This window comes from Nodularia spumigena CCY9414 (genome assembly GCF_000340565.2).
In the GTDB taxonomy this organism is placed as follows: Bacteria; Cyanobacteriota; Cyanobacteriia; order Cyanobacteriales; family Nostocaceae; genus Nodularia; species Nodularia spumigena.
In genome coordinates, this window is record NZ_CP007203.1 from 431,563 (window position 1) to 456,426 (window position 24,864).

The following is a 24,864-nucleotide window of genomic DNA, read 5'->3' on the forward strand; positions in this document are numbered from 1 at the left end:
CAGCTTAATTTCTCAGTATTGCACTACGAGTTTCGGGTCCGACAATACCATCCACACGTAAATAATTACGAGCCTGAAACTCTCGGACTACGCGAGTAGTAGTAGGGCCATAATATCCCGTTGGTTCCACACCCAAAGCTCGTTGAATTTCTGTCACCGCCGAACCTCTAGATCCCAAACCCAGAATAACTGGCCCACCTGTACCACTTTGGTAGCCATTTTGGTAGCCATTTCTAAAGATCGCATTACGAGTTTCGGGGCCAACAATACCATCAACACGTAAGTTATTACGAGCCTGAAATTGTCGGACTACGCGAGTAGTAGTAGGGCCATAATACCCAGTAGGCTGCACACCCAAAGCTCTTTGAACTTCCGTCACAGCCGAACTGCGAGATCCTAAACTCAAATAAACTGGCCCACCAACACCACGACGAGTAATAGTTCTAACAGGGCGATTATTTGGTGTACTACCAATCCATCTAGTAGAAACGAATCCACTGGGAGACAGTTGAGCGAAACCATTGATAATTCGCGTAGTCGTTAATTGGGTACGATTAGGGATACAGTCCAAAATTCGCGAATGGAGGTTGGCATCTTCACGGACACGGAGACAACTACCATTAGTTGTTACGTATGATGTGGAAACTGTCTGAGCGTGAGTGACTGTGGCAAAAAATACACTAATCCCAGCTAAAGCTAACCAAGCAGAAGATTTAAGAAAATTTAACCAGTGAAATTGCGACTTCGTGAGATTATCTGCGGTGGCTGCACCTATCCCAGCAGGCCTCAAGAGTTTTTTCCATTCCAACTGAAAATTAGGAAGATTGTATTCAACGTTTTCATTTGCTTCCTCGTTCGCCATAAACATATGGGAATAAGCCATGTAGTCCATAATGCGCCTCTTTATGCAATAAATTGGGAAGTTGCCAAGAATTATGCGATTTTGCTCTATATTTAATTCTAGTGGATTTTAAATTTCAATCATAATTCGATTCCAGGTAGTGAAAAAGTTCAATTATCTCATTAATTTGAAGCAGAAAAAATATTAGTCGGAATTTGCAAGCCATTCCGCCATACTTCCACCCTTCTAAGGTTGACGAAACAACTGAGCATTGTCTTGACAAATTTTCATGAGATTATTGGCAGTTTCACCTGGAAGAAGGATCATGTCATTGCATTCCGTCTCAATGCTGACCGGTAACGGTGAAACTTCCTGTGCAGTTGGGGGTGTCGAGACTGGTTGATTGGGAGACGGTGGTTTTTTGTCTGTGGTTGCAGATGCTAACAAGGGAATGGGGTCAGCCGCTACCCGACCATTAGGATAAAATTCAAAGTGCAGATGAGGGGCGGAACTATTACCCGTAGAACCCATTTCAGCAATAATTTCACCTTGTTCGACCTTTTCACCCTTAGTCACGAATAAACGGCGGTTGTGACCATAAACTGTCACACTTTGATCAAGATGTTTAATTTCTATAGCATTGCCTAATCCCCAATTATCCCAGCCTGCTTTGACAACTACACCGGATGCGACAGCAAAAATAGGAGTTCCAGAAGCCCCAGCGATATCAATTCCTTCATGTTGATATTTGCGGAAACCTTGAGAAATAAACCCTTGAGTTGGCCAGATAAAATTACTAGATGCAAAAGAAATATCAGCTGGTGGTAACTGAGTCAGGGCAGAAGTATTAATACCTAGTGTACTAATTAAACTAATTAATGCAATCAAACCATAAATAATAATCTTAACTTTTGCCATAGACATGATCATTTAGACACTTTCTGATTAAGTGTTATTTCAAAATACAACAGACAATATCAGGATAATAAATATGTCAAATTGGCAACTTTTCAACCTGCTCCGCGTACCTTTGCGCTAACCTCCGCGCCCCTCTGCGTTAAAAAAAAACTCATGAACCTGAATATACAGGTCATGAGTGAAGAAAATTATTAATCTCAACAAATCAGGCTTTGCTGCTTTTTACAGCTTCGGTGATCACCAACTCAGGTTGTGGCTGTTCCTCTGACTCTGGTAAGCCAAAAATCGATTTATATAACTTTACATACTCCTTAGCTGATTCATACCAACTGAAATTCTGACTCATCCCCCGTTTTTGTAATTCCTGCCATTGAGGTTGGAAACGGAAACCTTCCCAAGCCCGAATCATACAGGTAAACAGGTCTAACGGTTCATAACGGTCAAAGCAATAACCAGTACCGGCGGCGTTCATGGGGTCATGGTGCGATACAGTGTCAACTAATCCACCTGTACGGCGGACAATGGGGGGACAACCATAACGCAAAGACATCATTTGACTGATACCGCAGGGTTCAAAGCGGCTAGGCATTAAGAAGGTATCAGCACCAGCATAAATCCGGCGAGACAGGGCATCGTTATATAGTAGATAAGTTGCCATGCGTCCAGGATAGCGGGATGCTAACTGCCACATTTGGGTTTCGTAGTTGCGATCGCCTGTTCCCAATAACACAAATTGAGCATCTGTATAAGCCATGAAACGGTCGAGCATTTGCAACAGCAAATCAATGCCTTTTTGCTCTACCAACCGTGTCACCATACCAATTAAAAAGGCTTTGCTGTTAACTTCTAAACCCACTTCTTCTTGCAAAGCAATTTTGTTAGCCTTACGTTTATCCAGAGTATCGACAGTAAAGGTTTGGGCTAGGGCTTTATCGTTTCCGGGATCGTAAACCTCAAGGTCTATACCGTTAATAATTCCCGATAACTTACCACTAATAAAAGACAGTAAACCTTCTAAAGTTTCACCGTAAGCAGGAGTTTTGATTTGTTCGGCATAAGTGGGAGAAACTGTATTTACCCGATCAGCAAACTGTACCGCCGCCGCCATCGTGTTATGTCCCTGCATATACCAAGGACACCAAGTAATTTTTTGTAAATACCAACTCCACGGTCCTTGATAAGCCAAGTTGTGAATAGTAAAAACAGTGCTGATATCAGGGTCTTGGTGCATCCATACCGGAATCATTCCCGTGTGCCAATCGTGACAGTGGACAATTTGTGGCTTCCAGTAGTTCCAGCAAAATTCAGCCGCACCATTGGCAAACAAAGTGAACCGCCAATCCTCATCATCACCACTATAAATCCGGCGGGGCATAAAGGCAGGATGTCCAAATAAGTACAAGGGAACATCAGTACCAGGTAAAACGCTTTCGTAAACGTCAAAGTCCTGGAACATGGCAGTTCCCTTCCAAATCGGTGCTTCAGGAATCTCCATTTTGTCTGGGAGGAAGCCGTAATAAGGCAAAAAGATGCGGACATCATGCCCCATTTTTCTCAATATTTTGGGCAATGCACCCACAACATCCCCCATTCCTCCGACTTTCGCAACCGGAGCTGCTTCTGCTGCAACGAATAGAATCCGCATGGTAGTTTCTGCTTATCAGTTATCAGTTATCAGTTATCAGTTTTTTACTGTTTACTGATTATTTATCTAATCACATTCGCTTGCCCAATAGCTTAGGAACCCCGTTGAATCTCGGTAAATATTTCCTCTAAGATTTCTTGTGCGCCTTGTTCTCTTAACAGTGCTGCTAGTTCTGCGCCTAGTTTTTCGGCATCTTTCGCCGCACCAGTTACGGTGTCTTTTACCAGTTTTTGACCATCGACACTGGCGACTATGCCGGTTAGAGTTAAATTATCACCGTCTATTACTGTATTTACACCTATGGGTACTTGACAACCACCTTCGAGAATCCGTAAAAATGCTCTTTCGGCGAGACAGCGATCGCGTGTTTCGCTGTGTTCAATGGCTTTGAGGATGTTGATGATTTCCTTGTCATCAGCCCGGCATTCGATGCCTAAAGCCCCTTGTCCGACTGCGTGGAGCGAAATTTCCTTGGGGAGAATTTGATGGATGCGATCGCTCATTCCCAAGCGCTCTAAACCGGCGGCTGCTAAAATCAGGGCATCATATTCGCCAGAATCCAGTTTTTTCAGGCGTGTATTTAAATTTCCTCGGACATCTTTAAATGTAAAATGGGGAAATTTGTTGCGTAACTGCGCTAGTCGTCTTAAGGATGATGTGCCAATAACTGCACCTGCGGGCAGAGTCTCAATTTGTTTATCTTTATATTTATCATGTACAACTAGGGCATCTGCGGGGTTTTCTCGTTCTGTAATCACTGCCAGAGTTAACCCAGATGGTAAATTAGTTGGTAAATCCTTCAAGGAATGAACTGCAAAATCAATTTCCTGATTGAGCATTCCCACTTCCAATTCTTTAGTAAATAGTCCTTTATCGCCAATTTTGGCTAATGCTACATCCAGGATATTGTCGCCTTGGGTAGACATGGTATGGACTTCAAAACTAATATCAGGAAAGCTTTTCTGGAGTTGGTCTCGTACCCAGTAGGTTTGAACTAGGGCGAGTTGACTTTTACGAGAACCAATGCGGATAGTGCGCGTAGGACTAGAAATAACTGAAGTCATAAAACAATATGTCAAACCAGGCGATAAACTTATTCTCATCTAGACTACCGCAGTGGGTGAGTCTTCGGATGGTTATTGCCTGATTGAGGTAAACTTTATTATTGTTTTTTTTACATTTGTTTACATTCTTTGGACTTACTCAACAGCAAGTAGGACTGTAAAATTTGTACTAGGCTACTTATAAATTAGTAAACCTCTCACCAGATAGAAGTGATAATTTTACGCAAATGTTATGAATAGTTTGGTATCTTATTAATTAAAACTTAAGTTTCAACCCTATGAACCGTTCAGCTTGCCTGATCTTTAATCCAGTTGCGGGTCAAGGTGATCCAGAACTAGAACTGGCAATGATTCGCTCATTATTAGAGCCAGAAATTGACTTGGATATTTATCAAACCACCAAAGAAATTGGTGCTGATGAACTGGCGCAAGCAGCTGTAGAACGGGGTGTAGAAGCGATTATTGCTTCCGGGGGAGATGGTACTTTGTCGGCGGCGGCTATGGCGATAGTCAATACTGATATCCCTTTTGGGATTATTTCACGGGGAACAGCCAACGCTTTCGCCGCCGCATTGAGAATACCTGATACCATTGATGCTGCTTGTATGACAATTTTGCAGGGACAAACTCGATATGTGGATGCAGCTTATTGTAACGGTAAGCCGATGGTACTACTGGCAGGTATTGGTTTTGAAGCGGAAACTGTAGAACTGGCAGACAGAGACGCAAAAAGACGCTTTGGGATTATGGCTTATGTCTTAGCCGGGGTGCAACAACTGCGGAATTTAGAGAGTTTTGAAGTAGAAATTGAAACCGAGGATAGGATCATTACAACTACAGCCTCAGCCGTCACGGTGGCTAATGCTGCTCCTCCTAGTTCTGTTTTGGCTCAGGGACCAGCAGGAATTATTTATGATGATGGATTATTAGATTTAACCATCGTGGCTCCCGAAAGTAAAGCCGGAGCGATCGCCGCCACATTGCATCTATTCCAATCGGCTTCCAGCAACAGCGCCGCAGAAAGAGACGATATTGGCTATCTGCGCGGAAATCGATTTAAAATTAAAGCTGAACCGCCTCAAAAGGTGGTTTTAGATGGTGAAATGATTGGCACAACTCCCATTGAAGTTTATTGTGTACCATCAGGCTTGAAAATTTTTGTGCCATTGAATCAAGCAGTTGGTCCGGCGGAAAAACTAGAGGGTCTTCCTAATTTAAATATTGAAATGAAAGACTCAAACGAAGAATGGGGAAATGAGTCAGGTTTAGAAGCAGGAATTAACACTGAGGAGTAAGTTGTATTGAAACTCGTTTCCGATTCAGCGATCGCTAAAAAAATTAGTAAAATGCAGGAACGGGTAAAATGGCAAGACCCGTTAATTTTAGAGCGGGGTATTGACCAAACTCGCCTGGTGTTAGCAGATGATCAGGCTAATAATTCTGATTTTTCTTTTTTGGTGTTGGGTGACAGTGGTACTGGTAGTCACCGGGGACATAATCCACAGCGACAGGTTGCAGAACAAATGCTACCCCATCGCCCTGAATGCAGTTTTATGTTACACACAGGTGATGTGATTTATTTGGTGGGGTCGAGTGAATATTACCAGCAGAACTTTATCCGACCTTACCGAGAGTTTCTGGTCGGTGGAGAAGATCCAGAAAATATTGCTTATGACCAGATGGTTTTTAATTTTCCCATTTTACCAGTACCGGGAAATCACGATTATTATGACCTCCCACTGGTCTTGAGTTTACTTTCTTTGACTACTTTACCAATTCGGCGGTTATTGCGATCGCAATTAGATCTGGATGTAGGCTTACATGGTTCTGGGAAAGGTAGCGCTTATGCAAAAGCATTTTTAGACTATCTCAAAGCCTTTCAGCTTCCCGGTGAATTAGGGCAACACTTAGATAATTACTATACGGCTCAGACAGATACAGGTCGCTGTATTAATTATCAACCAGGACATTTTACCCGCTTACCAAATCATTATTATACGTTTTGTTACAGAGGTATTGACTTTTTTGCCCTGGACTCGAATACATTTAATGAACCAGCACCATTACCGAAAACAAACGCAGGTAGGAAACAGCGCCGAGTTTTGGAACAACGCCGTCAAGATTTTGAGGAACAAAAACAGCAAATCATGGAAACCTCAGCCCAGCTAAATCCGGAGAATCCCAGCGACGCTGAGAAACTGGATGATTTGCAGGGTCAGATATCCCAAATTGAGGAATTGATTGTTGATATCGACAAGCAATTAAACACGGATAAACACGCCGTGACTGATATCGCACAACTGGAATGGTTAAAACAAAGACTGATTAAATCGTGGAAGAACGCAGATGTGCGCGGAAGAATTATTTATTTCCACCATCCGCCTTATGTGACTGAAGCGACAAAATGGCAACAAGCGCAAACTTTAGCGGTTCGCGATCGCCTGCGTAGTGTCCTGGATGCAGTAGCCGCAGAAGTGGGTGATTTGATACAGGGACGACCTCTAGTAGATTTAGTCTTAAACGGTCACGCGCACTGCTTAGAACACTTGCAAACCTTGGATACAGGACACGCCGATGCTAATATTCATTGGGTTATATGTGGAGGTAGTGGGTATAGTTTGCGTCGCCAAAGAAATGAAGGCGCAGATTTAAGAGAAACCGTGGGAGATAATAGTAAAATAGTAGCGCGATCGCATTTATTCGTTGGTCGTCATGGTCACGGTTCTAAAAAGAAACGACCTTATTCTAGTTTACGCATTGATGTTACAGGCGATCGTCATCCTAAATTTATTCTCCGTCCCCTAGTAGCCGAATGGTATCAAAGGCAATGGCATAATTACGAAATGGCATCCTTCACCATTTAAACTCCCCTCCTCGCACCCCCCGAAATCCCCCCGCAACGGGCTACGGTATACACACAAATGTTAAATATTCTCAAAATCCTTTTTTTGTAGGGTGTGTTCTCGCGCAGCGCAACGCACCATCCCAAAGTTGCGGTGCGTTAGGACTAACGTCCATAACACACCCTACCTAAATGAAAGGTTTTTGGACTTGTGTGTACACCGTAGCCGCAACGGGGGGAAGAAAAGGATAAACCTTTGATATGGGAGGGGTTGGGGGTGGATTTGAATGTCTGTAGTAAAAAGCACTAAATTCTTCCTGGGCCTTTACCCCTGGTATCTCTTTTTTCTGTCAACTTACCTTCTTGATCCTGATTGATTTCTTGGAGTTCTTCAACACGTTCAGCGCTGTCTTGAATCGCCTGTTTTCGAGCGTCTCCCGGTGTTTCATAATACATTTCTGGCTCCACAGCATAGTTATTAACTAAACCTTCTTGGTCTATCGTGTAGCCATCAGTGGTATTTATGCTATCTGCATTGCTTTGGTCATTTGTAGATGCATCTTCCTGTGTTTGTTCTGTAGGAAGAGTTTTATAATTTTCGCCTTCTCTCTGTTTACGAGCTACAGTTTCCGCAGGTATTATGCCTCGATCATAATTATCTACATCTACACGTTCAGATGAATCAATAGCCTGATTATTAACTTTTTTATTAGTCATAAATATTATGCCTTTTGAAATAACTGCCAGAACTAGATTAAGCTAATTAAAATAATAAAACTACTATCTTTAGAACTAATTTAGATAATAAAACTCCTATTTTTTCTACCTTTAGACATAATCCCAATTCTAATTTCATCGCAAATAAACAAATTCTCCCCCCTCTCCTTAATAAGGAGAGGGGCTGGGGGTGAGGTTCTATATTTAAGACATAATCCCAATTCTAATTTCATCGCAAATAAACAAATTCTCCCCCCTCTCCTTCTCCCAAAGGGAGACGCTACGCGAAAATAAGGAGAGGGGCTGGGGGTGAGGTTCTATATTTAAAATTACTCCCCCACAATTTCCTGTTTAAATAATCGAATTTTCTCAGTTAATTCTTGGCGAGTTTCAGATTTAGTCAGATAACGCAAACAAAACCAAGTGAAATAACCAATACCAATCAACTCAAAACTTGGTGATAGTAGAGGAATATAATTAATTGCGCCTAAGATTGCAGCTACTACCTTCACTGTAATAATTGCTGTCAAAATTAAAGCAACATTAATCAAAGAGCGCTGATATTTCTGAAAAAAGCCACTTACATATGCAGGAAGTTGTTCTAAAAACTCAGTTATTCTTCTCGCAACTCGTCGCCATTGAGCTTCAGGTTCATAAGCAGGAGGTAGCTTAGATAAGTGTGCAGTTTCTCCCCCAGCCGGTGGTAGAATTCCACCAGGTGCGGCTATTGCATCAACTGGTTCTAGTTGCTTTTGTTCAGTTTCCATAGTTTTTTAATTTTGGTAGCTACATTATTTCTTATAAAATACTAGATATCCATAAATATCACAAACAGGTTTGTGATTTGAACTTAAAGATTTTTACTAAATTAGCGGATTTAGTCGTAATGAGGGAACCTATCCCTCACTACACTGGAATTATTTACATTGTCAGACTAAATTGGCTTGACAATTAACCAAATTAGCCTTGAGGTTGAGCAACAACTGCGTTAACAATCACATCATTAACACCATTGATTTCTTGTGCTAATGGTTTAATCTTAGATAACTCATCCTGATTATTTACAGTTCCTGATACAGTGACTATACCTTCTTCTGTCGCGTCAACTGTTAATACGCCATCAGGGATATTAGCCTCTAATTTAGAACGCACTTCACTGGCTAAGTCTTCCGCAGTTCTATCAGTAAGATCGCCACCAGCAGCTAAATTTCTTTCTTCACGAGCGCGAATATCAGCATCTAGTTGTTCTCTGCGAATTCGGCTCTGAGCGTCTTCTCTAGCAGCTTGTGTTTCTTGTGGAGAAGGTACTTCTCCTACTTGACCAGGCTCTGGAGCAGTCCGGGTTGTTCTAGCAGTACCATCGCAAGCAGCAGCACCAAACAATAAAACGCAACCAATTAAGAAAGGAGTTATTTTTTTCATTTTTGTAAGTCTTCCTCACAAATTAAAATTGTGATTTAGGAGTAGCGAAGAGCAACTTTTTCATGCTCTTTCTACTCCTAATAAAACGAAGGTTTTGTAATTAAACTTTTTCATCACGATTGTCAATAATGACTACCGTTGGCTCATCGCTTGTTGCTGAGTAATTGGTACGAACTGTCTCTGAAACTGGTGTAGTCTCACGTCTGATGGAATCATGCTCTGGGAGATGTTCTACTTGCTCATTAGGGTAGTCATAAACACCAAATTCTTCAATACCGTAGCGATGTAAAATTGGTTCGGCTCTGGTGATTTCTGCGTCTGTGCCTTCTATCATGACTAAATAATGTCCTCGTTCAACTCGCTCGTGATAAACTTTGGCTCGTTCTTCGGGAATTCCTAAGCCGATTAATGCACCAATTAAACCCCCTGCGACTGCACCAATACCAGCACCAGCGAGAGTTGTAGCCAAAGTTGTTGCGGCTGCACCTGCTAGCATAATTGGTCCAATTCCGGGAATTGCTAAAGTTCCCAAACCAACTAATAAGCCGGTTATACCGCCCAAAGCACCGCCAGAAAGCGCCCCAGTTGTTGCACCTTCATCAGCTTTATTACCTACCTGTTCTCTTGTTTTAGTCCCTGCAATATCGCCTTTCTGTTCTGCATCTTTGGCGATAACAGAAACTCTATCCATTGAAAAGCCGGAATTTTTCAATTCATGTAGTGCTTGTTCAACGTCTCTACGGTGAGAAAAAGTACCTACAGCTCGTCTACGCACATTAGTAACCATTTTTAAATCTCCTAATCAAATCTAAATTTATTGATATCGTCTAAATTTTCTGTAATTTTGCACTTTAATTCTCCCCCAGCCGAAAACCTGGGATCACAGACTAGTAAAGTATGAAAGTGCATTCTCATATAGAAAAATGCTATCAACATATTTATTTACACATTTTTAGGAAAAAATTCCATCAATCCCTTGACATAATTGCACTCTCTGTCATTAGACATAAGTGAATTTATACAAAGAATTAGCAATTAAATAGAGGAATTTAATCAAAGTTAGGACTTAGGCACAAGTTATGAAAGAAAGTATGACTTTTGGACAGGGGATTTATTACCTAAGAAAGTGTAGGTCTAGATAACTAGCAATTTAAACTGTTAAGTAAGGCTTTTTAGAAGCAAATGGCTATTAAATTGAGCGCTATTAGGAAAATACTATTATGTTTCAAAGTATGGAAACCATTTTTCAGGGTGTTTGGCTATCTATGGAAATAGCACCCAGGAATGGAATGTCAGAAATTTTAAGTCCTGAACAAGTATCATTAATGTTTTCTGGTCCCAAGTTGATAGTCGCGCTATTAGCTGGGACTTTAATGGCTTTGGCTTTTCAATTTTTATTAACTAATTTTTCCCTGGCTGTAGGAATTTTATCTTTAGGAACTGATTCTGCTGCTCGGTCTGAGTCGAGTTCCTGGGGCGGGAAAATTCGCAAAGTTGAAAAAAAAGTAGGATTTTGGGCATTAATAACTGCCAGTATTGCCTTATTTCTCGCTTGTTTTCTCGCAGTAAAATTGAGCTTAATTGAAAGTATACTCTTAGGCGCAATTATGGGTGTAGTTATCTGGTCTAGCTATTTTACATTAGTGGTTTGGTTAGGTTCATCAACTCTGGGTTCTTTGGTTGGTTCTTTTATCAATACTACTAATGCAGGATTACAGGCTATATTGGGAACTGCAACTGCGACAATTGGCGCGAATGTGGCGAAAAAACAAGCGGTTTCTACTGCGGAAGAAATTACAGATGCAGTGCGGCGAGAATTAACTTCGGGTTTAAATGCTGAAGGGATTAAGAATACATTACAAAGTTCTTTAAAATCTCTGCAAATACCACAACTGAATTTAGCAGATGTTCGCAAAGAATTTAATAAAATCCTCAGTGATGTAGATTTATCATCAATTGCTGATGGTGATTTCCTAGAAAATATCAACCGCCAAACATTTATTGATTTAATTAGCAATCAGACAAATTTATCAAAACAACAGATTAATCAAATTGCAGACCAATTAGAAGATGCTTGGAAACAAGTTGTGGCTCGTCAAAGTCCGACTGAGCAAGTAATTAATTTACTGAAATCGGCTACACCCGAAGAGTTGAAGTCAGAAAAATTAGGTGAACGGCTTCAGGAATTGGTGGGAGTTAAACAAAATGGTAATGGTCGCAATGCTTTAATTAAACAAGGAATGCAATATGGTTTAAATACTGCTTTACCAGCAGTATTAGATCGGGTAGATTTTTCTGATATTGATATCGAAAAAATTACAACTCAGGTTCAAAAGCTCAGGGATAAGGTTCAAGATATAGATGTGGAGAAAATTACACATCAGTTAGAAGATATCAGAGATAAAACCACTGCACAAATAGCTGCAAAATTACCACAGCAACCAGACAATACTATCAAGGCGGATGTAGAAGATTATATTCTGAATTCTTTACCTTGGCATTTTAACCGCACGACAATTAGAGATGAATTTCAAGAAGTTATCTACGACCCACAAGCAAATCCGACAACGACGCGCCGGGAATTGACAGAAATTAATCAAGAAGATTTTAGAAACTTCCTCAAACAGCGCGGTGATATTAGCGAGGGGAGAGTAACAGAAATTACTCATCAGATGGAAAGCGTTCGTGAGGAAGTTTTAGAAATTGTTCAACAGGCGGAAGTACGCGAAAAAGGTGAAGAATTGCGCTTGCGAATAGAAAATTATCTGCGTTCTACAAGTAAAGCTGAACTGAATTACGAGGCTATTGAACGAGATTTTACGAGTTTATTACAGGATTTTACTGATTTAGAGATTCGGCTACAAGCTTTTGAGCATGATACTTTTGTGCGGTTACTGTTACATCGTCAAGATTTGAGTGATGCAGAAGCTAATAATATTGTTAATCAACTGCAAAGTATCTGTAATCAAGTTTTGAATCAAGAACGAGAACGCCAAGCACAAGCAACAGCAAAAGTTAATGAATTATGGCAAAGAATAGAAGATTATCTGCGGAATACCAACAAGGAAGAATTAAATCCTGAAGGTATTAAACGTGAATTTAGCACTTTACTAGAACAGCCAGAAGTCGGAATGCATTTAATCCGCGATCGCCTATCTAATTTTAACCGTGATACAGTGGTAAAATTGCTCAGTCAACGCCAAGATTTGAGCGAGGATGAGGTAAACAAAATCTTTGATCAAATTCAATCAGTACGCGATCGCATTTTACAATTACCCCGAACCACAGTCGATAAATTAGCTGAATATCTCCGTAATACTAACTTGGAAGAACTCAACCCAGAAGGTATTAGAGGAGATTTAGAAACATTATTAGCTGATCCGCGAGAGGGTGCTTTAGCATTCCGCCATCGCCTATCGCAAATTGATCGTGATACTCTAGTAAAACTTCTCAGTCAAAGCCAAGATTTAAGCGAAGAGCAAGTTAATCAAAGAATTGATCAGGTACAAAAGGCGATTAACAGTATTATCAAAGCGCCAAGACGCTACGCTAGTCGTGCGGCTCAAAGAGTGACGGATTTTGAAACTCATTTAGAAAATTATTTGCGTCATACTGATAAAGAAGAACTCAACCCCGAAAGCATCAAACGTGATCTGCAATTGTTGCTGCGAGATCCGCAAGTGGGAGTGGGGAATTTAGGCGATTCCTTCGGAGCGCTTCGCGAACGCCTCGCTAAATTTGACCGTTCTACAATTGTGGCTTTATTATCTGAAAGGGAAGATATTTCTGAGGAAGAAGCTAACCGGATTGTGGATCAAATTGAATCGGTGCGTGATGCAATTGTCCATCAATTCCAGGAAGTTCAGGAAAGGTTGCAATCTGTAATTGATGGAGTTTTTGGCAAAATTCGCGATTACCTCAACTCCTTGGAGCGTCCAGAACTAAATTATGAAGGGATTCAGCAAGACTTCGCCAAGTTATTTGATGACCCCCAAGCAGGATTTGAAGCTTTGCGCGATCGCCTAAATCAATTTGATCGTGATACCCTAGTTGCTATCCTCAGTTCTCGTGAAGATATTACCCCAGAGGATGCTAACAGGATTATTGACCAAATCGAAGCGGCGCGGGATGGTGTATTGCAAAGAGGGGAACGCATCCAGCAAGAAGTACAAAAACGCCTAGAAGCAGTTCAAGAACAAGGGAAAATCCAAGCCGAGGAAACTAAAAGAATTGTGGCGAATGCGGCTTGGTGGCTATTTGGGACAGCTTTAACTTCTTTATTTGCGAGTGCGATCGCTGGAGCTTTAGCAACTCAACTGCGGTATATGATATACATTCCCCCAATGTAGAGAGCGATGAGAGTCAGTCCATCCCAAGTCACATAGATTTGGGTACGACTGACAGCATGATATATTAAACCAGCAGTTGCTACTGAAGTCATAATCATCGCAATAATCGCAGTTAATAGATGCACATCACTAATTTCCAACCACAAATTACCTTTGAGGTAAACCACATCGTAAATTCCCAGAATCGCTAAATTCCAGAGATTTGAGCCAAAAAGATTCGACACAGCCATTTCCACTGCATTCATGCGAATAGCTTCCACAGATACCACCACTTCCGGTAATGATGTCGCCCCAGCTAGCAGCAACGCCCCGATAAAGCTTTGTCCTAGTCCCGTAACTGCGGAAACCTGGTCCCCCAAAAACGCCAACCACACACCCAGGAGTACAGTAGCTATAGAAAGTAAGGTAAAATTCAGATAAGCTTGTCCTCGCTTAATGTGCTGGTATTGCAAAGCCTCCGGTTCTGCTTCTAAAATAGCTGCGGCGCGTCGTCTGAGTTCAAACTGCGTCATCATTTTGGCGCTGACGATATAAAGCAAAATTAATAATAAACTGGGAACACCAACCCATCCTAAAGTTAGAGAAATTCCTTGCTGAGTGAAAAGCATTCCCGCCGCAGTTACGCCCAACATCGCACAACCCAGACTAGCGGCTAATCCCAGCCCCACAGGTGCGCGTTTGAGTAATGGTTCGCGTCCGCTAAAAATATCCAGCAGTCCCAAAATCATCAAATTGAAAAGACAACTACCTAAAATTGCTCCTGCGGCTAAATCTGGGGCGTTTAATACAGTAACTGCACTGACACCTGTCGCCAACTCTGGTAAAGATGTCACACCAGATAATAGTAGACCACCAACCCAGGTACGTCCCAGCCCAGTTTTCTCAGCTACAACATCAGCACTATGGGAAAGCCGCATTCCAACAGCAATCACGGCGAGGAAACATACTATAACTTGAATAAAAAGGAACATAGGGAATGGGGAATTGGGAATTGGGACTGGGACTGGGACTGGGACTAAACCGATCACTGATATAATTTACGCCAAATATACCTTTCTTTCTTTCTTTCTTCTTCTTCTTTTTCTTTCTTCGTGTACTTTGCGTCCTTTGTGGTTCGTTCCTTCTAAAATTCAACCCAACTAGAGGCCAAGCGCTAACAAACCTTTAAAGTTTTGAGACTGGTATCTGCACAACCAGTTATAAATCCACCCATTGATTGAATTTGTTGTAAATATTCTAAGGCTGCTGGAGTAATTAGTTCTCCAGGCATTAAAATGGGGATTCCCGGAGGATAAGGACAGACGATTTCAGTACAGATGCGATCGCTTGTTTCTGATAAAGGTAAAATTTCACTAACCGCAAAAAAGGCTTCACGGGGAGAAACACATCCTAAATTATCCCATAAAACGAACCCCTTCCTTGTACTCTCCCCACTCCCCACTCCCCCGGTTACTGAGCGCAGTCGAAGTAACTCCCCACTCCTCAGTCTCATAAAACCTTGTACTAATTGCTCAATATCAGATAAAGTGTTACCCAAACTAATAATAAAAGTCAGATGTTGCAATGATGCAAACTCAGCCGTCACACCCAGTTTTTCATCTAAAATTTCTTCAGCTGCAAATCCGGTTAAACCTAACCCAGAAACAGTAACAGTTAACCGTGTTTGATCTAAATTGGGCATTTGCAAAACCGATAATCTCGAAATTTCGCTAATTCTCCTTCTCGCTACCTCTGCAAGTTCTAAAGTGCGAGACATCAGCCCTTTTCCACATAATGCCATTTGTTGACGTGCGGCATCTAAAGAAGCTAAAAGTATATAACTCGGACTGGTAGACTGCACAAGTTGCAAAGCTTTATTTACACGGTCAATGTCTATCCTATCCCCTTGGACGTGTAACATTGATGCCTGTGTCATTGCACCCAGCACCTTATGCGTAGACTGGACAGTTAAATCTGCACCTGCGGCTAAAGCTGGGGTAGGTAAATCAGGATGAAATGCAAAGTGCGCGCCGTGTGCCTCATCTACCAGTAAGGGGATATGATATTGATGCGTAATTTGAGCGATCGCTTGTAAATCTCCACAAACACCGTAATATGTAGGATATACTACCAGCACTGCCTTAGTATCAGGATGCTTTTCCAGTGCCGTTTGCACAGCTTCAGGTGTGATACTGTGAGCAATATCTAAAACTGAGTCATATTCAGGATTGAGAAAAATCGGGATAGCACCAGAAAGAATTAAGCCAGAAATTACAGAAGAATGCACATTTCGGGGCATAATAATTTTATCCCCAGTGCCACAGGTAGCGAGAATCGCCGCTTCGATTCCACAGGTAGAACCATTCACCAGAAACCAAGTTTTTTCCGCCCCAAAAGCCTCTGCGGCTAATTCTTGCGCTGCTAAAATCACGCCTTGGGGTGCAAACAAATTATCTAAATTTGCCAATTCTGTTAAATCAGCACCAAACACTTTTTTCCCCAGTAAATCAGCCAAGGGTTGAGAAATGCCCACACCTCGCTTATGTCCTGGCGTGTAAAAAGGCGCGTGAGCATGGGCTGTACAAGCTTTTAAGGCATCTAATAAGGGGGTTTGGTCTTGATTTCGCATTTTTGTCAAAACGAACTGCCTTTAACTTGATATAAAAATCATTTGTGAGTTTGCAGATCAAGAATCGAATCTAATTATCTAATAATCCACATTTCGCACTTAAAAATGTAGTATAAATATTACAGAATTCTTCTTTGAGATGAATAAATAAAAATACACAGAAGCCAACCACTGTAGATTACTCAGAAACCCTTTTCCCGTTGTAGAAGCTTGTTTTATCTACTCATTCTTAGCTTCCAATTCCTCACTGTCTGGAAAATCCAACTCATCTTTTAAAGCCACATTTTTAATTAAACTGGCTTTTGCACGAGCTTCTAGGATTTCTTGATAATATTCTTCAGGTGTTAACCCATAATCTCTTTTAACGCAGGCAATTTTATCTTTAATGCAGTCTTCAATCATTAATTTGACATCAACAAGATAGTAATCTTCATTGAATGATTTAATATGTATCTTATGAGTTATTGAAGGAACCGCCAGTTTTTTTAGACCTCGCGCTTCTTTTAATACCCGACTAGCTACTAAATTGTCATCAACATCAAAACAACTAAAAATTGTTTTGCCTTTTGTATTTCTTTTTAAAGCTGGTTTCAATCCTACAAAAATATCAACGGAGGGGAATACACGGGTTAAAAACAAAAAATCATCCATTGTTATTTCCTATTGGTTGCTTTAATTATCTAATATATTCCTGACAATTGCTCTTAATTTATCAGATTTTGGGGAGAATTTTTGGGGCTTTGCTACGGAACACTCCGCCTTTGGCGATCGCTCTTCTAACTCCTGAACGGTTACATAAATATCAAGTTGAATAGCTGAAAATTAGAATCATCTTTAACTGGGATAGCCATTTTGGGGGATGTAGGTTGCATGGGTTGTCATCTAGGGTGGAAAAGTTGAATAATAAAATTAGACCTATCGTGACTTATCCCACAGCTATTTCTATACCAGAACCACAAATACCCAACACTGAACCGAACCCATTACCCAGTCCCCAACCATTACCAGCACCAGTACCCGAACCAGTCCCAACCCCCATTCCCCAAACAGTTCCAGCACCAGCACCAGAACCAGTCCCAGCACCTATTCCGCAAACGGTTCCAGGGACAATACCCCAAACCATCCCTGAACCTGTTTAAATTGACTTTGTAGTTAACAAAATCTCACATCGAAAATGCTAAGAGCCGGAATTGTCGGACTTCCCAACGTCGGAAAATCTACTTTATTTAATGCTGTAGTCGCTAACGCCAAAGCCGAAGCAGCTAACTTTCCCTTCTGCACGATTGAACCGAATGTGGGCATCGTCTCAGTACCGGATGAGCGCTTAAACGTTCTGGCTAACATTGCCAGTTCTGTACAAACTATACCAGCGCGAGTTGAGTTTGTCGATATCGCCGGCTTGGTTAAAGGTGCTAGTCAAGGAGAAGGACTAGGAAATCAATTTTTGTCCCACATCCGCGAAGTTGATGCAATTATCCATGTGGTACGTTGTTTTGAAAATGAAGATATTATTCACGTCGCCGGTTCTATTGACCCAGCGCGAGATATTGAAATCATTAATTTAGAACTGGGTTTATCTGATTTAGCGCAAATTGAGCGCCGAATTGACCGCACTCGTAAACAAGCCCGCACCAGCAAAGATGCACAGTTTGAAATTACTGTTTTAGAAAAATTAGCTGCGGCTTTAAATGAAGGTAAATCTGTTCGTCAAGTAAGTTTAGCTGAAGAAGAAGCAGAAATTATTAAGGGACTAGAACTACTGACCAATAAACCAATTATCTACGCTGCTAATGTTTCTGAAGAAGAATTAGCAACGGGTAATGATTTTGTCGAAAAAGTTCGGCAAGTTGCAGCTACAGAAAATGCCCAAGTTGTGGTTGTTTCGGCACAAGTAGAAGCCGAATTAGTGGAATTACCAGAAGAAGATAAGGCTGATTTTCTGGAATCTTTAGGTGTCAAAGAAGGCGGTTTAAAATCTTTAATTCGGGCTACTTATACCCTGTTAGGTTTGCGGACATATTTCACCTCTGGTCCCAAAGAAACCCGTGCTTGGACAATTAACGCGGGAATGTCTGCACCCCAAGCTGCTGGAGTAATTCACACTGATTTTGAGCGGGGATTTATTCGCGCTGAAACCGTTTCTTATGAAGCTTTAGTTACACATGGTTCTCTGAATGCTGCGAAGGAAAAAGGCTTAGTTCGCAGTGAAGGAAAAGAATATATTGTGCAAGAAGGTGATGTGATGTTATTCCGGTTTAACGTCTAGTTATTCAGTTATCAGTTATCAGTTATCAGTTGTCAGTTAAGAACAGGACTTACGCAAAATATCTCTAAAACTCTCTTTCCTTCGTGTCCTTCGTGTCCTTCGTGGTTCATTCCTTCATGACCTGTGCGTAAGTCCTAAAGAAATATAATTGGGTTTCATTTCCGCAACATTTCGGCATTAACTGACGATTGAAAACTCATATAGCGGTTCTCAGTTGAGTGAGATACGAGAACCCCACCCCATCCTTTGATAACTGTTAACTGATAACTCTTAACTGATTTAATTGCTTCCCATAATGTACACATAGGAACCCAAGTTTTCATCATCTGTACCCAAAACTACACCACCGTTAGCACCTGGTACAAGTTCTATCCCTTCAATTTTGCGGTAATTAGAACGGTGGAGAGGTGTAAATTCAGGATTTTGTCGCCAGAGGATTTTGTTACCATTAAATCCCACCCGAACTGGTCGCCAATCTTGCGCCCAAGTTGGCTGGGATATGAGTAAAAATGCACTGAGGAAAACTATAATAATGATTAATCTCAAAAATCGCGGCATTTTGTGATAAATGTTTGCATAGATGCTCAATCATAGCAAACAACCTCTCAAAATCTCTTGACTCTGTGTCCTCTGTGTCCTCTGTGGTTTGTTTTTCCCGGACTTCTGTATTGAGATGAGGAGGGCTGAAGCCCTCACTACAAGCTGTTACAGTTGACCTGTGAATACTTTTTGGGCTGGCCCTGTCATGTAAATTCGTTGGTCGATTTCTGACCATTCAATTTGCAAGGGACCACCAGGTAATTCTACTGTGGCGATGCGATCGCAATTTCCGGTCAATACCCCCGCTACTAAGGAAGCACAAGCACCTGTCCCACAGGCTAATGTTATACCTGCGCCTCGTTCCCATACCCGCATTTTTACATAGTCTCGACTCACGACTTGAATAAATTCGGTGTTGATGCGTTGGGGAAAGGCTGGGTGATGTTCAAATTGAGGACCGATAATTTCTAAGGGAATAGCGGCGACATCTGAGACAAAGGTTATACAGTGGGGATTTCCCATACTGACACAGGTAACTTCCCAAGTTTGACCGGCTACTTCTAAGGGTTGATTAATTACTTTTGTCTCAGCAGTACCCAAGGTAGTGGGAATTTCTCCAGCTAATAATCTGGGTAAACCCATATCCACCTTAACTTGACCATCAGCCATGAGTTGAGGTGTAATCATCCCAGCTAAGGTATGAATGCGATATGAGTCTTTGTTTCGGGATTCGCCTTCTAAATCGGCGATAAATCTGCCTAAACAGCGAATTCCGTTACCACACATTTCCGGTTCTGAACCATCGGAATTAAAAATTCGCATGGTATAATCTGCACCGTTTTCTCCCGGTAGGGCAAAAATTACACCATCAGCACCGATACCAAAGTGGCGATCGCACAATTGAATTGCTTGCTCTGGAGTCAATACTGGCAAAGATGAGGCGCGATTGTCAACTAAAATAAAATCATTTCCCAGACCGTGATACTTAGTAAATTCGATTGCCATTTTTCCGATGATGAATTATGAATGATTAGATATGGGGTATTGAGTATCTGATATTGGGTGAAATCAGAGCAAATAATTTTCCCAGTCCGACTCCCTACTCCCTACTCCCTACTCCCTACTCCCTTATAACTAAAAATGGCTACAACTGAATTTGATACGTCACTACCTAGCATTCGCCAACTACAAGAACTGATTAAACAAAAAACAGTGATCGAGTTAAAATTGGTCACGGGTGATCTGTTGACAGGTAAGGTTGCTTGGCAAGATCACAACTGTGTTTGTATTGTGGATGATTATAATCGGCAAACCACTATTTGGAAACAGGCGATCGCCTACTACAAGTCTAAGTAAGTAGGTGGGTATGGAAAAACCAAACTATATTACGACTCGTAAACACCCATAAAACCCTTACCAATGACCAATGACAAAGGACAAATGACGACCCCCGCTAGTTAACTTTATTTACGCCCACCTAAGTAATGCTAAGTCAAGAATAAGATGTCGTTAAAGGTGTGGTGCTGCTCGCAAAAAATGGTTGTAGTTGATTTAAAATCGACAATTTACCACACAACAACACTTGATCACCAACTCGCAAATCTGTTTTTTGCTCAGGACTGCGGATAAATTTACCATCTCGCCGGATCGCTTGTACTTGGACTCCTGATTCTGGGTACAGATCCAAATCTGCAAGGGTGATACCTAAAACGGGACAATCAGCATTAATCGTCACCCACTGACAAGCTTTATTTTCTCCAGGAACAGCCACCTTTCCCTGAGCAAATTCTTCTAAAGCTGCTAATTCCTCAGCTGCGCCTACTACCAACAAGCGATCGCCTGCTTCTAAAATAGTTTGAGCATTGGGATAATCTATTTCCGCTTCGTTAGCACGGCGAATAGCCATCAAACTTGCGCCTGTTAAGTAGCGGATATCCGCTTCGCCTAAACTCATATTAATCAAAGGTGAAGTATCTGGTAGGGTATACCAACGGCGATTTAAATCACGAGTAGCTTGCTGTAAATCACGGGAAACTTGTGAAGGCGATCGCTCTGGTCGTAATGTTAAATAATGATTGTTGCGAATTTGCTTCATTTCCTGTTGCACTACCAAGGATGAAAACCCTAAGCCTGTTAATAAATGACTAGCCATTTCTAAACTAGCTTCAAATTCTGGTTGGACAACTTCCTTCGCTCCCAATTGATACAGGACTTCAATATTTTTATCTTGAGTCGCACGCACAACCAAATCTAATTCTGGACACAATTCTAAAGCCCGTTTTAAAGATAACCGGGTACTCATGGGGTCAGGAAGTGCGATCGCCATTCCCTTCGCATTATTTACCCCCGCAGTTTCCAAAACGTGAAGACTCACACAATTACCATAAACATAAGGCACACCCTCCTCCCGTAATTGCTGTATCCTTCTTTCTGATTGGTCAATAACTACCACAGGTAAATCGTGCTTTTGTAACAACCTCACCAAATTCTTACCCACTCGCCCATAACCGCAGACGACAAAATGACTTTTTGAGGGTAAATTCTCTGAGACATCACGGGGATAAACTTCTTCTAAATATGGTTGCAACCAAGGCATTGATTCGGCAAAATTAAATAAAAATGGCACTAATCGCAACACAAAGGGAGTCAGCATCAGTGTAACTGCTGTAGTTCCTAAAATCAGCAAATATATTCGCCGAGAAACTAACCCCAAAGCTTGTCCTTCACTGGCTAACACAAAGGAAAATTCCCCAATTTGCGCCAGTCCTAACCCAGCAATTAAAGCTGTTTTCAACGGATAGCGAAACAGTTTCACCAAAGGCGTGATAATTAAAAACTTCCCGACAAATACCAGTGCTACCAATACCAAAATCAATTCGATATTATTCCACAAAAACACCGGGTCAATTAACATCCCAATGGCGACAAAAAATAAACTAGCAAAAATATCTCGCAGTGGTTCGACATAAGTTAAAGTTTGGTCGGCATATTCCACTTCTGATATCATTAAACCAGCGACAAACGCCCCCATTTCAATGGATAGTCCCAAATGTTCAGTTAGTAGAGCAATACCTAAACACAGCGTTACCACACCTAATAAAAATAATTCTCGGCTTTCCGTGCGGGCGAGGATTCGCAACAAAGGCGGAATCAGCCAAATCCCCGCTACTACTGCGCCCCCAGCAAATAAAGCCAATCGCAGTAACGCTGTTATGACTGCAATTCCAATGGTTTCTGCTGGTTGATTTAGGGCTGGTAATACCGCGATCATTAATCCCAGGGCTAAATCCTGGACTACCAAAATCCCCAACATCACTTGTCCGTGGGGTGTTTCGGTTTCGTTACGCTCCATTAAGCACTTGAGGACAACTGCGGTGGAAGATAAAGATAAAATTGACCCCAAAAATACACCTTTAGCAGGTAAATCTTCCCCAGCACCGGTGATTCCGCACACTATAACGGTGAACAGAATCGTTAAGACTATTTGTAGTCCACCACCTCCCAATGCGATCGCTTTGACTTTTTTGAGTTCTGCAAAGGAGAATTCCACACCCAAAGCAAATAATAAAAAAGCGACTCCGAACTGAGCCAGAGTTTCTACTTGAATAACTTCTTTAATCACTCCCAAACCGGCTGGCCCGACAATCATCCCGCCGATCAGATAGCCTAGTAGCACAGGTTGGCGTAACAGTGAAGCTAAAAGTCCACCACAGGCGGCGACGGCGAGAACTGTAACTAAATCAACAATTAGTCTAAAATCTTCTTGCACAAGTTTTTCAAAGAAATCTTAAGTCCTATTGAATTTAGGATACAAAGTTTTTATATTTGCGGGGAGGGTGAGCAGCGATGATTTTTGATTGGGTGTATATCTCCAAGAAAGAATGTAGAGACGTTTCAGGAAACGTCTCTACAAGGGGTTTGTTGGAAGCATATTTAACAGGACTTACGCAAAATTATGGAAAAACGAACCACGTAAAGCCTTCTCTACGAGAGGCTTCGCCTTCGGCATAGCTTCGCTTACCGCGTAGCGTCTCCCCTTCTCCCAAAGGGAGAGGCTAGCGCCAAGGGAGAAGTTAAGAAGGTTTCAGAGAGTTCTTGCGTAAGTCCTATTTAAATTCGGTCGGTGTTTAACGAACTGTGGCGCGTGTTGATTCCGCATCAATAGGTTTAATCAGGTAAAGCCGCAACATATTGGAAATAATCGAGAACATGGGGGGAACTTTTTGCCAGAACTTGACAAATGGAGAACGATTACTTTCTTTAATCTCCGTCAATTTCTGAGTACTGAGGAAACACTGTTCTAACCGCCAGAAAAACTGCGGGTGATTCGTATCCAGAATCAAAGGAAATGCCCGTGATGAGGTATTATTTGTCTCCTCAATGACGCGATTATTGTATTTGCGGGGATGTATACCAATGGCTTCATAAAATGAAGCTCGTTCAAATACTGTAATGGTATGGGTGACAAATACAGTCAGCAAAAAGAAACGCACCCACAAACGCGATCGCCAATTGTTCCATAATTTGGGTTGCGATCGCAATAGTGCCTTAAAGAAATCCCCATGTCGGTTTTCGTCCTGACACCAACTTTCAAATTTACGGAACAGGGGATAAAATTGATATTCCGGATTTTCTTGGATATGACGATGAACTAAAATATAACGCCAGTAACCAATTTTCTCCGATAGATAGACTGCGTAAATTATCCACTCTGGCGGGAAAAAAGTATATGTGCGATGTTTAGTTAAATAGCTTAAATCTAGAGACAGATTAAAATCTGCCATTGATTTATTCAGAAATCCCGCATGGCGGGCTTCATCCCGTGCCATATAATTAAAAGCATCAGCCAATAGGGGATTTTTGGCTTTGAGTCGGCGAGATAATTCTTTAAACAGCAGAAACCCCGAAAACTCTGAAGTGCATGAACGCTCCAAAAAGTCAATAAAAGCGCGGCGTTTTTCTCCCTCAACGTGATCCCACGATTGGTTAAACTCTTCATCGCGGACAAAGTGATGGCGGTTATAGTCAGCACGTAACTCTTCCACAACCGCCTGTAATTCAGCCTCATTCGCCGAAATATCCAAATTTGCCACCGCTTCAAAGTCAGTGGTATAAAACCGGGGTGTTAACAACGTTTCCTGAACAGGCGCTTTAATACCTGGCTTCAGTAATTCAGGGTTGGAAGTTTCGAGAGACTTAACCATGAGACTGCTTTCTTTTTTTACCTTTTAATAGTTATATAAGCATAAATTATAGAAACAACACATCAGTTAAAATATTGAAAAGTCAACTCGCTATGGGGAGTCATTAGTGATTAGTCATTAGTCATTAGTCATTAGTCATTAGTTAACCACACCCACGAGGGGATATGGTTTTAACAGAGTCTGAATTTGTGAGTTTTTACGCTTATGATACCGAGTATGCACCCTCAAAAATTAATAACTACTTAATCAAAGTCTCCCTTCTCCTTAATAAGGAGAGGGGTTGGGGGTGAGGTTCCATAACCGGAAAAATCTAAAGAAATATTAATATTTTTATATTTATACCAATATTTATAGTTAAATGATTCTGTGAGAGAAAAATGATTGCCGAAACCAACAAACCCGATCATTTCAAATTATTTAGGCTGTTTGGTTGGAGTCAACACATCAC

The 24,864-nt window shown here is 41.4% G+C and carries 21 protein-coding genes; 6 read left to right on the forward strand and 15 right to left on the reverse strand.

The genetic code is table 11. The features are described 5' to 3' along the window. Positions 1-4 precede the first annotated feature (4 nt). The 4 genes from NSP_RS02000 to hemC form a co-directional block, all read right to left on the reverse strand. Positions 5-892: a peptidoglycan-binding domain-containing protein gene (locus tag NSP_RS02000; RefSeq protein ID WP_231859521.1), complete on the reverse strand. Its 888-nt coding sequence runs from the start codon at positions 890-892 to the stop codon at positions 5-7. A gap of 195 nt (positions 893-1,087) precedes the next feature. Then, positions 1,088-1,759 (reverse strand): M23 family metallopeptidase, encoded by a 672-nt coding sequence (locus NSP_RS02005; protein ID WP_006196563.1) that lies wholly within the window; start codon positions 1,757-1,759, stop codon positions 1,088-1,090. Between the two features lie 205 nt (positions 1,760-1,964). Then, complete coding sequence (glgA, locus tag NSP_RS02010; protein WP_006196562.1) at positions 1,965-3,404, reverse strand: glycogen synthase GlgA; 1,440 nt, start codon at positions 3,402-3,404, stop codon at positions 1,965-1,967. Positions 3,405-3,496: 92 nt separating this feature from the next. Beyond that, entirely contained in the window at positions 3,497-4,468 is a 972-nt protein-coding gene (gene hemC, locus NSP_RS02015; protein WP_006196561.1) for a hydroxymethylbilane synthase, read from the reverse strand. A gap of 278 nt (positions 4,469-4,746) precedes the next feature. Between hemC and NSP_RS02020 the strand changes: the two genes are divergently transcribed. Together NSP_RS02020 and NSP_RS02025 are read left to right on the forward strand one after the other, a co-directional pair. After that, positions 4,747-5,763 carry a YegS/Rv2252/BmrU family lipid kinase gene (locus NSP_RS02020; RefSeq protein ID WP_006196560.1) on the forward strand — a complete coding sequence of 339 codons (1,017 nt, stop codon included), beginning with the start codon at positions 4,747-4,749 and terminating at the stop codon, positions 5,761-5,763. A gap of 6 nt (positions 5,764-5,769) precedes the next feature. Continuing rightward, on the forward strand, positions 5,770-7,332 hold the full coding sequence (locus NSP_RS02025; protein ID WP_006196559.1) for a metallophosphoesterase: 1,563 nt from the start codon (positions 5,770-5,772) through the stop codon (positions 7,330-7,332). A gap of 284 nt (positions 7,333-7,616) precedes the next feature. Here the strand turns inward: NSP_RS02025 and NSP_RS02030 are convergent, their stop codons facing one another. The 4 genes from NSP_RS02030 to NSP_RS02045 all read right to left on the reverse strand — a co-directional run bounded on the left by NSP_RS02030 (position 7,617) and on the right by NSP_RS02045 (position 10,236). Continuing rightward, entirely contained in the window at positions 7,617-8,027 is a 411-nt protein-coding gene (locus tag NSP_RS02030; protein ID WP_006196558.1) for a hypothetical protein, read from the reverse strand. A gap of 329 nt (positions 8,028-8,356) precedes the next feature. Further along, the gene (locus tag NSP_RS02035) at positions 8,357-8,794 is read right to left on the reverse strand and encodes a CAAD domain-containing protein (RefSeq protein ID WP_006196557.1); all 438 of its coding nucleotides are present in this window, start codon (positions 8,792-8,794) and stop codon (positions 8,357-8,359) included. Positions 8,795-8,987: 193 nt separating this feature from the next. Continuing rightward, positions 8,988-9,449 (reverse strand): BON domain-containing protein, encoded by a 462-nt coding sequence (locus NSP_RS02040; protein WP_006196556.1) that lies wholly within the window; start codon positions 9,447-9,449, stop codon positions 8,988-8,990. A gap of 100 nt (positions 9,450-9,549) precedes the next feature. Then, entirely contained in the window at positions 9,550-10,236 is a 687-nt protein-coding gene (locus NSP_RS02045) for a general stress protein (RefSeq protein WP_006196555.1), read from the reverse strand. A gap of 433 nt (positions 10,237-10,669) precedes the next feature. Between NSP_RS02045 and NSP_RS02050 the strand changes: the two genes are divergently transcribed. Next, entirely contained in the window at positions 10,670-13,798 is a 3,129-nt protein-coding gene (locus NSP_RS02050; RefSeq protein ID WP_006196554.1) for a hypothetical protein, read from the forward strand. Here NSP_RS02050 and NSP_RS02055 read toward each other — a convergent pair. From NSP_RS02055 to NSP_RS02065, 3 genes are all read right to left on the reverse strand, one after another. Next, a complete protein-coding gene (locus tag NSP_RS02055) occupies positions 13,762-14,769 on the reverse strand; it encodes a sodium:calcium antiporter (RefSeq protein WP_042202240.1) in 1,008 nt (335 codons plus the stop codon). The two genes, NSP_RS02050 and NSP_RS02055, sit on opposite strands and share 37 nt — an antisense overlap. Positions 14,770-14,951: 182 nt before the next feature. Further along, positions 14,952-16,406 carry an aminotransferase class I/II-fold pyridoxal phosphate-dependent enzyme gene (locus NSP_RS02060; protein WP_006196552.1) on the reverse strand — a complete coding sequence of 485 codons (1,455 nt, stop codon included), beginning with the start codon at positions 16,404-16,406 and terminating at the stop codon, positions 14,952-14,954. 219 nt (positions 16,407-16,625) lie between these two features. After that, positions 16,626-17,057, reverse strand: a complete 432-nt coding sequence (locus NSP_RS02065) for a hypothetical protein (protein ID WP_006196551.1) — start codon at positions 17,055-17,057, stop codon at positions 16,626-16,628. 269 nt (positions 17,058-17,326) lie between these two features. Here NSP_RS02065 and NSP_RS26655 point away from each other — a divergent pair, with 269 nt between their 5' ends. Together NSP_RS26655 and ychF are read left to right on the forward strand one after the other, a co-directional pair. After that, the gene (locus tag NSP_RS26655; protein WP_044482799.1) at positions 17,327-17,545 is read left to right on the forward strand and encodes a hypothetical protein; all 219 of its coding nucleotides are present in this window, start codon (positions 17,327-17,329) and stop codon (positions 17,543-17,545) included. Between the two features lie 35 nt (positions 17,546-17,580). Next, on the forward strand, positions 17,581-18,672 hold the full coding sequence (gene ychF / locus NSP_RS02075; protein WP_006196550.1) for a redox-regulated ATPase YchF: 1,092 nt from the start codon (positions 17,581-17,583) through the stop codon (positions 18,670-18,672). A gap of 279 nt (positions 18,673-18,951) precedes the next feature. On the opposite strand, the gene NSP_RS02080 is transcribed toward ychF, so the two are convergent. Then, positions 18,952-19,218, reverse strand: a complete 267-nt coding sequence (locus NSP_RS02080) for a hypothetical protein (protein ID WP_231859522.1) — start codon at positions 19,216-19,218, stop codon at positions 18,952-18,954. Positions 19,219-19,377: 159 nt separating this feature from the next. Next, a complete protein-coding gene (gene dapF, locus NSP_RS02085; RefSeq protein ID WP_006196548.1) occupies positions 19,378-20,217 on the reverse strand; it encodes a diaminopimelate epimerase in 840 nt (279 codons plus the stop codon). 135 nt (positions 20,218-20,352) lie between these two features. Here dapF and NSP_RS02090 point away from each other — a divergent pair, with 135 nt between their 5' ends. Further along, entirely contained in the window at positions 20,353-20,568 is a 216-nt protein-coding gene (locus NSP_RS02090) for an Hfq-related RNA-binding protein (RefSeq protein WP_006196547.1), read from the forward strand. Between the two features lie 136 nt (positions 20,569-20,704). Here NSP_RS02090 and NSP_RS02095 read toward each other — a convergent pair whose 3' ends face one another. Together NSP_RS02095 and acsF are read right to left on the reverse strand one after the other, a co-directional pair. After that, positions 20,705-22,981: a cation:proton antiporter domain-containing protein gene (locus tag NSP_RS02095; protein WP_006196546.1), complete on the reverse strand. Its 2,277-nt coding sequence runs from the start codon at positions 22,979-22,981 to the stop codon at positions 20,705-20,707. Between the two features lie 358 nt (positions 22,982-23,339). Beyond that, the gene (acsF, locus tag NSP_RS02100; protein WP_006196545.1) at positions 23,340-24,416 is read right to left on the reverse strand and encodes a magnesium-protoporphyrin IX monomethyl ester (oxidative) cyclase; all 1,077 of its coding nucleotides are present in this window, start codon (positions 24,414-24,416) and stop codon (positions 23,340-23,342) included. Positions 24,417-24,864 lie beyond the last annotated feature (448 nt).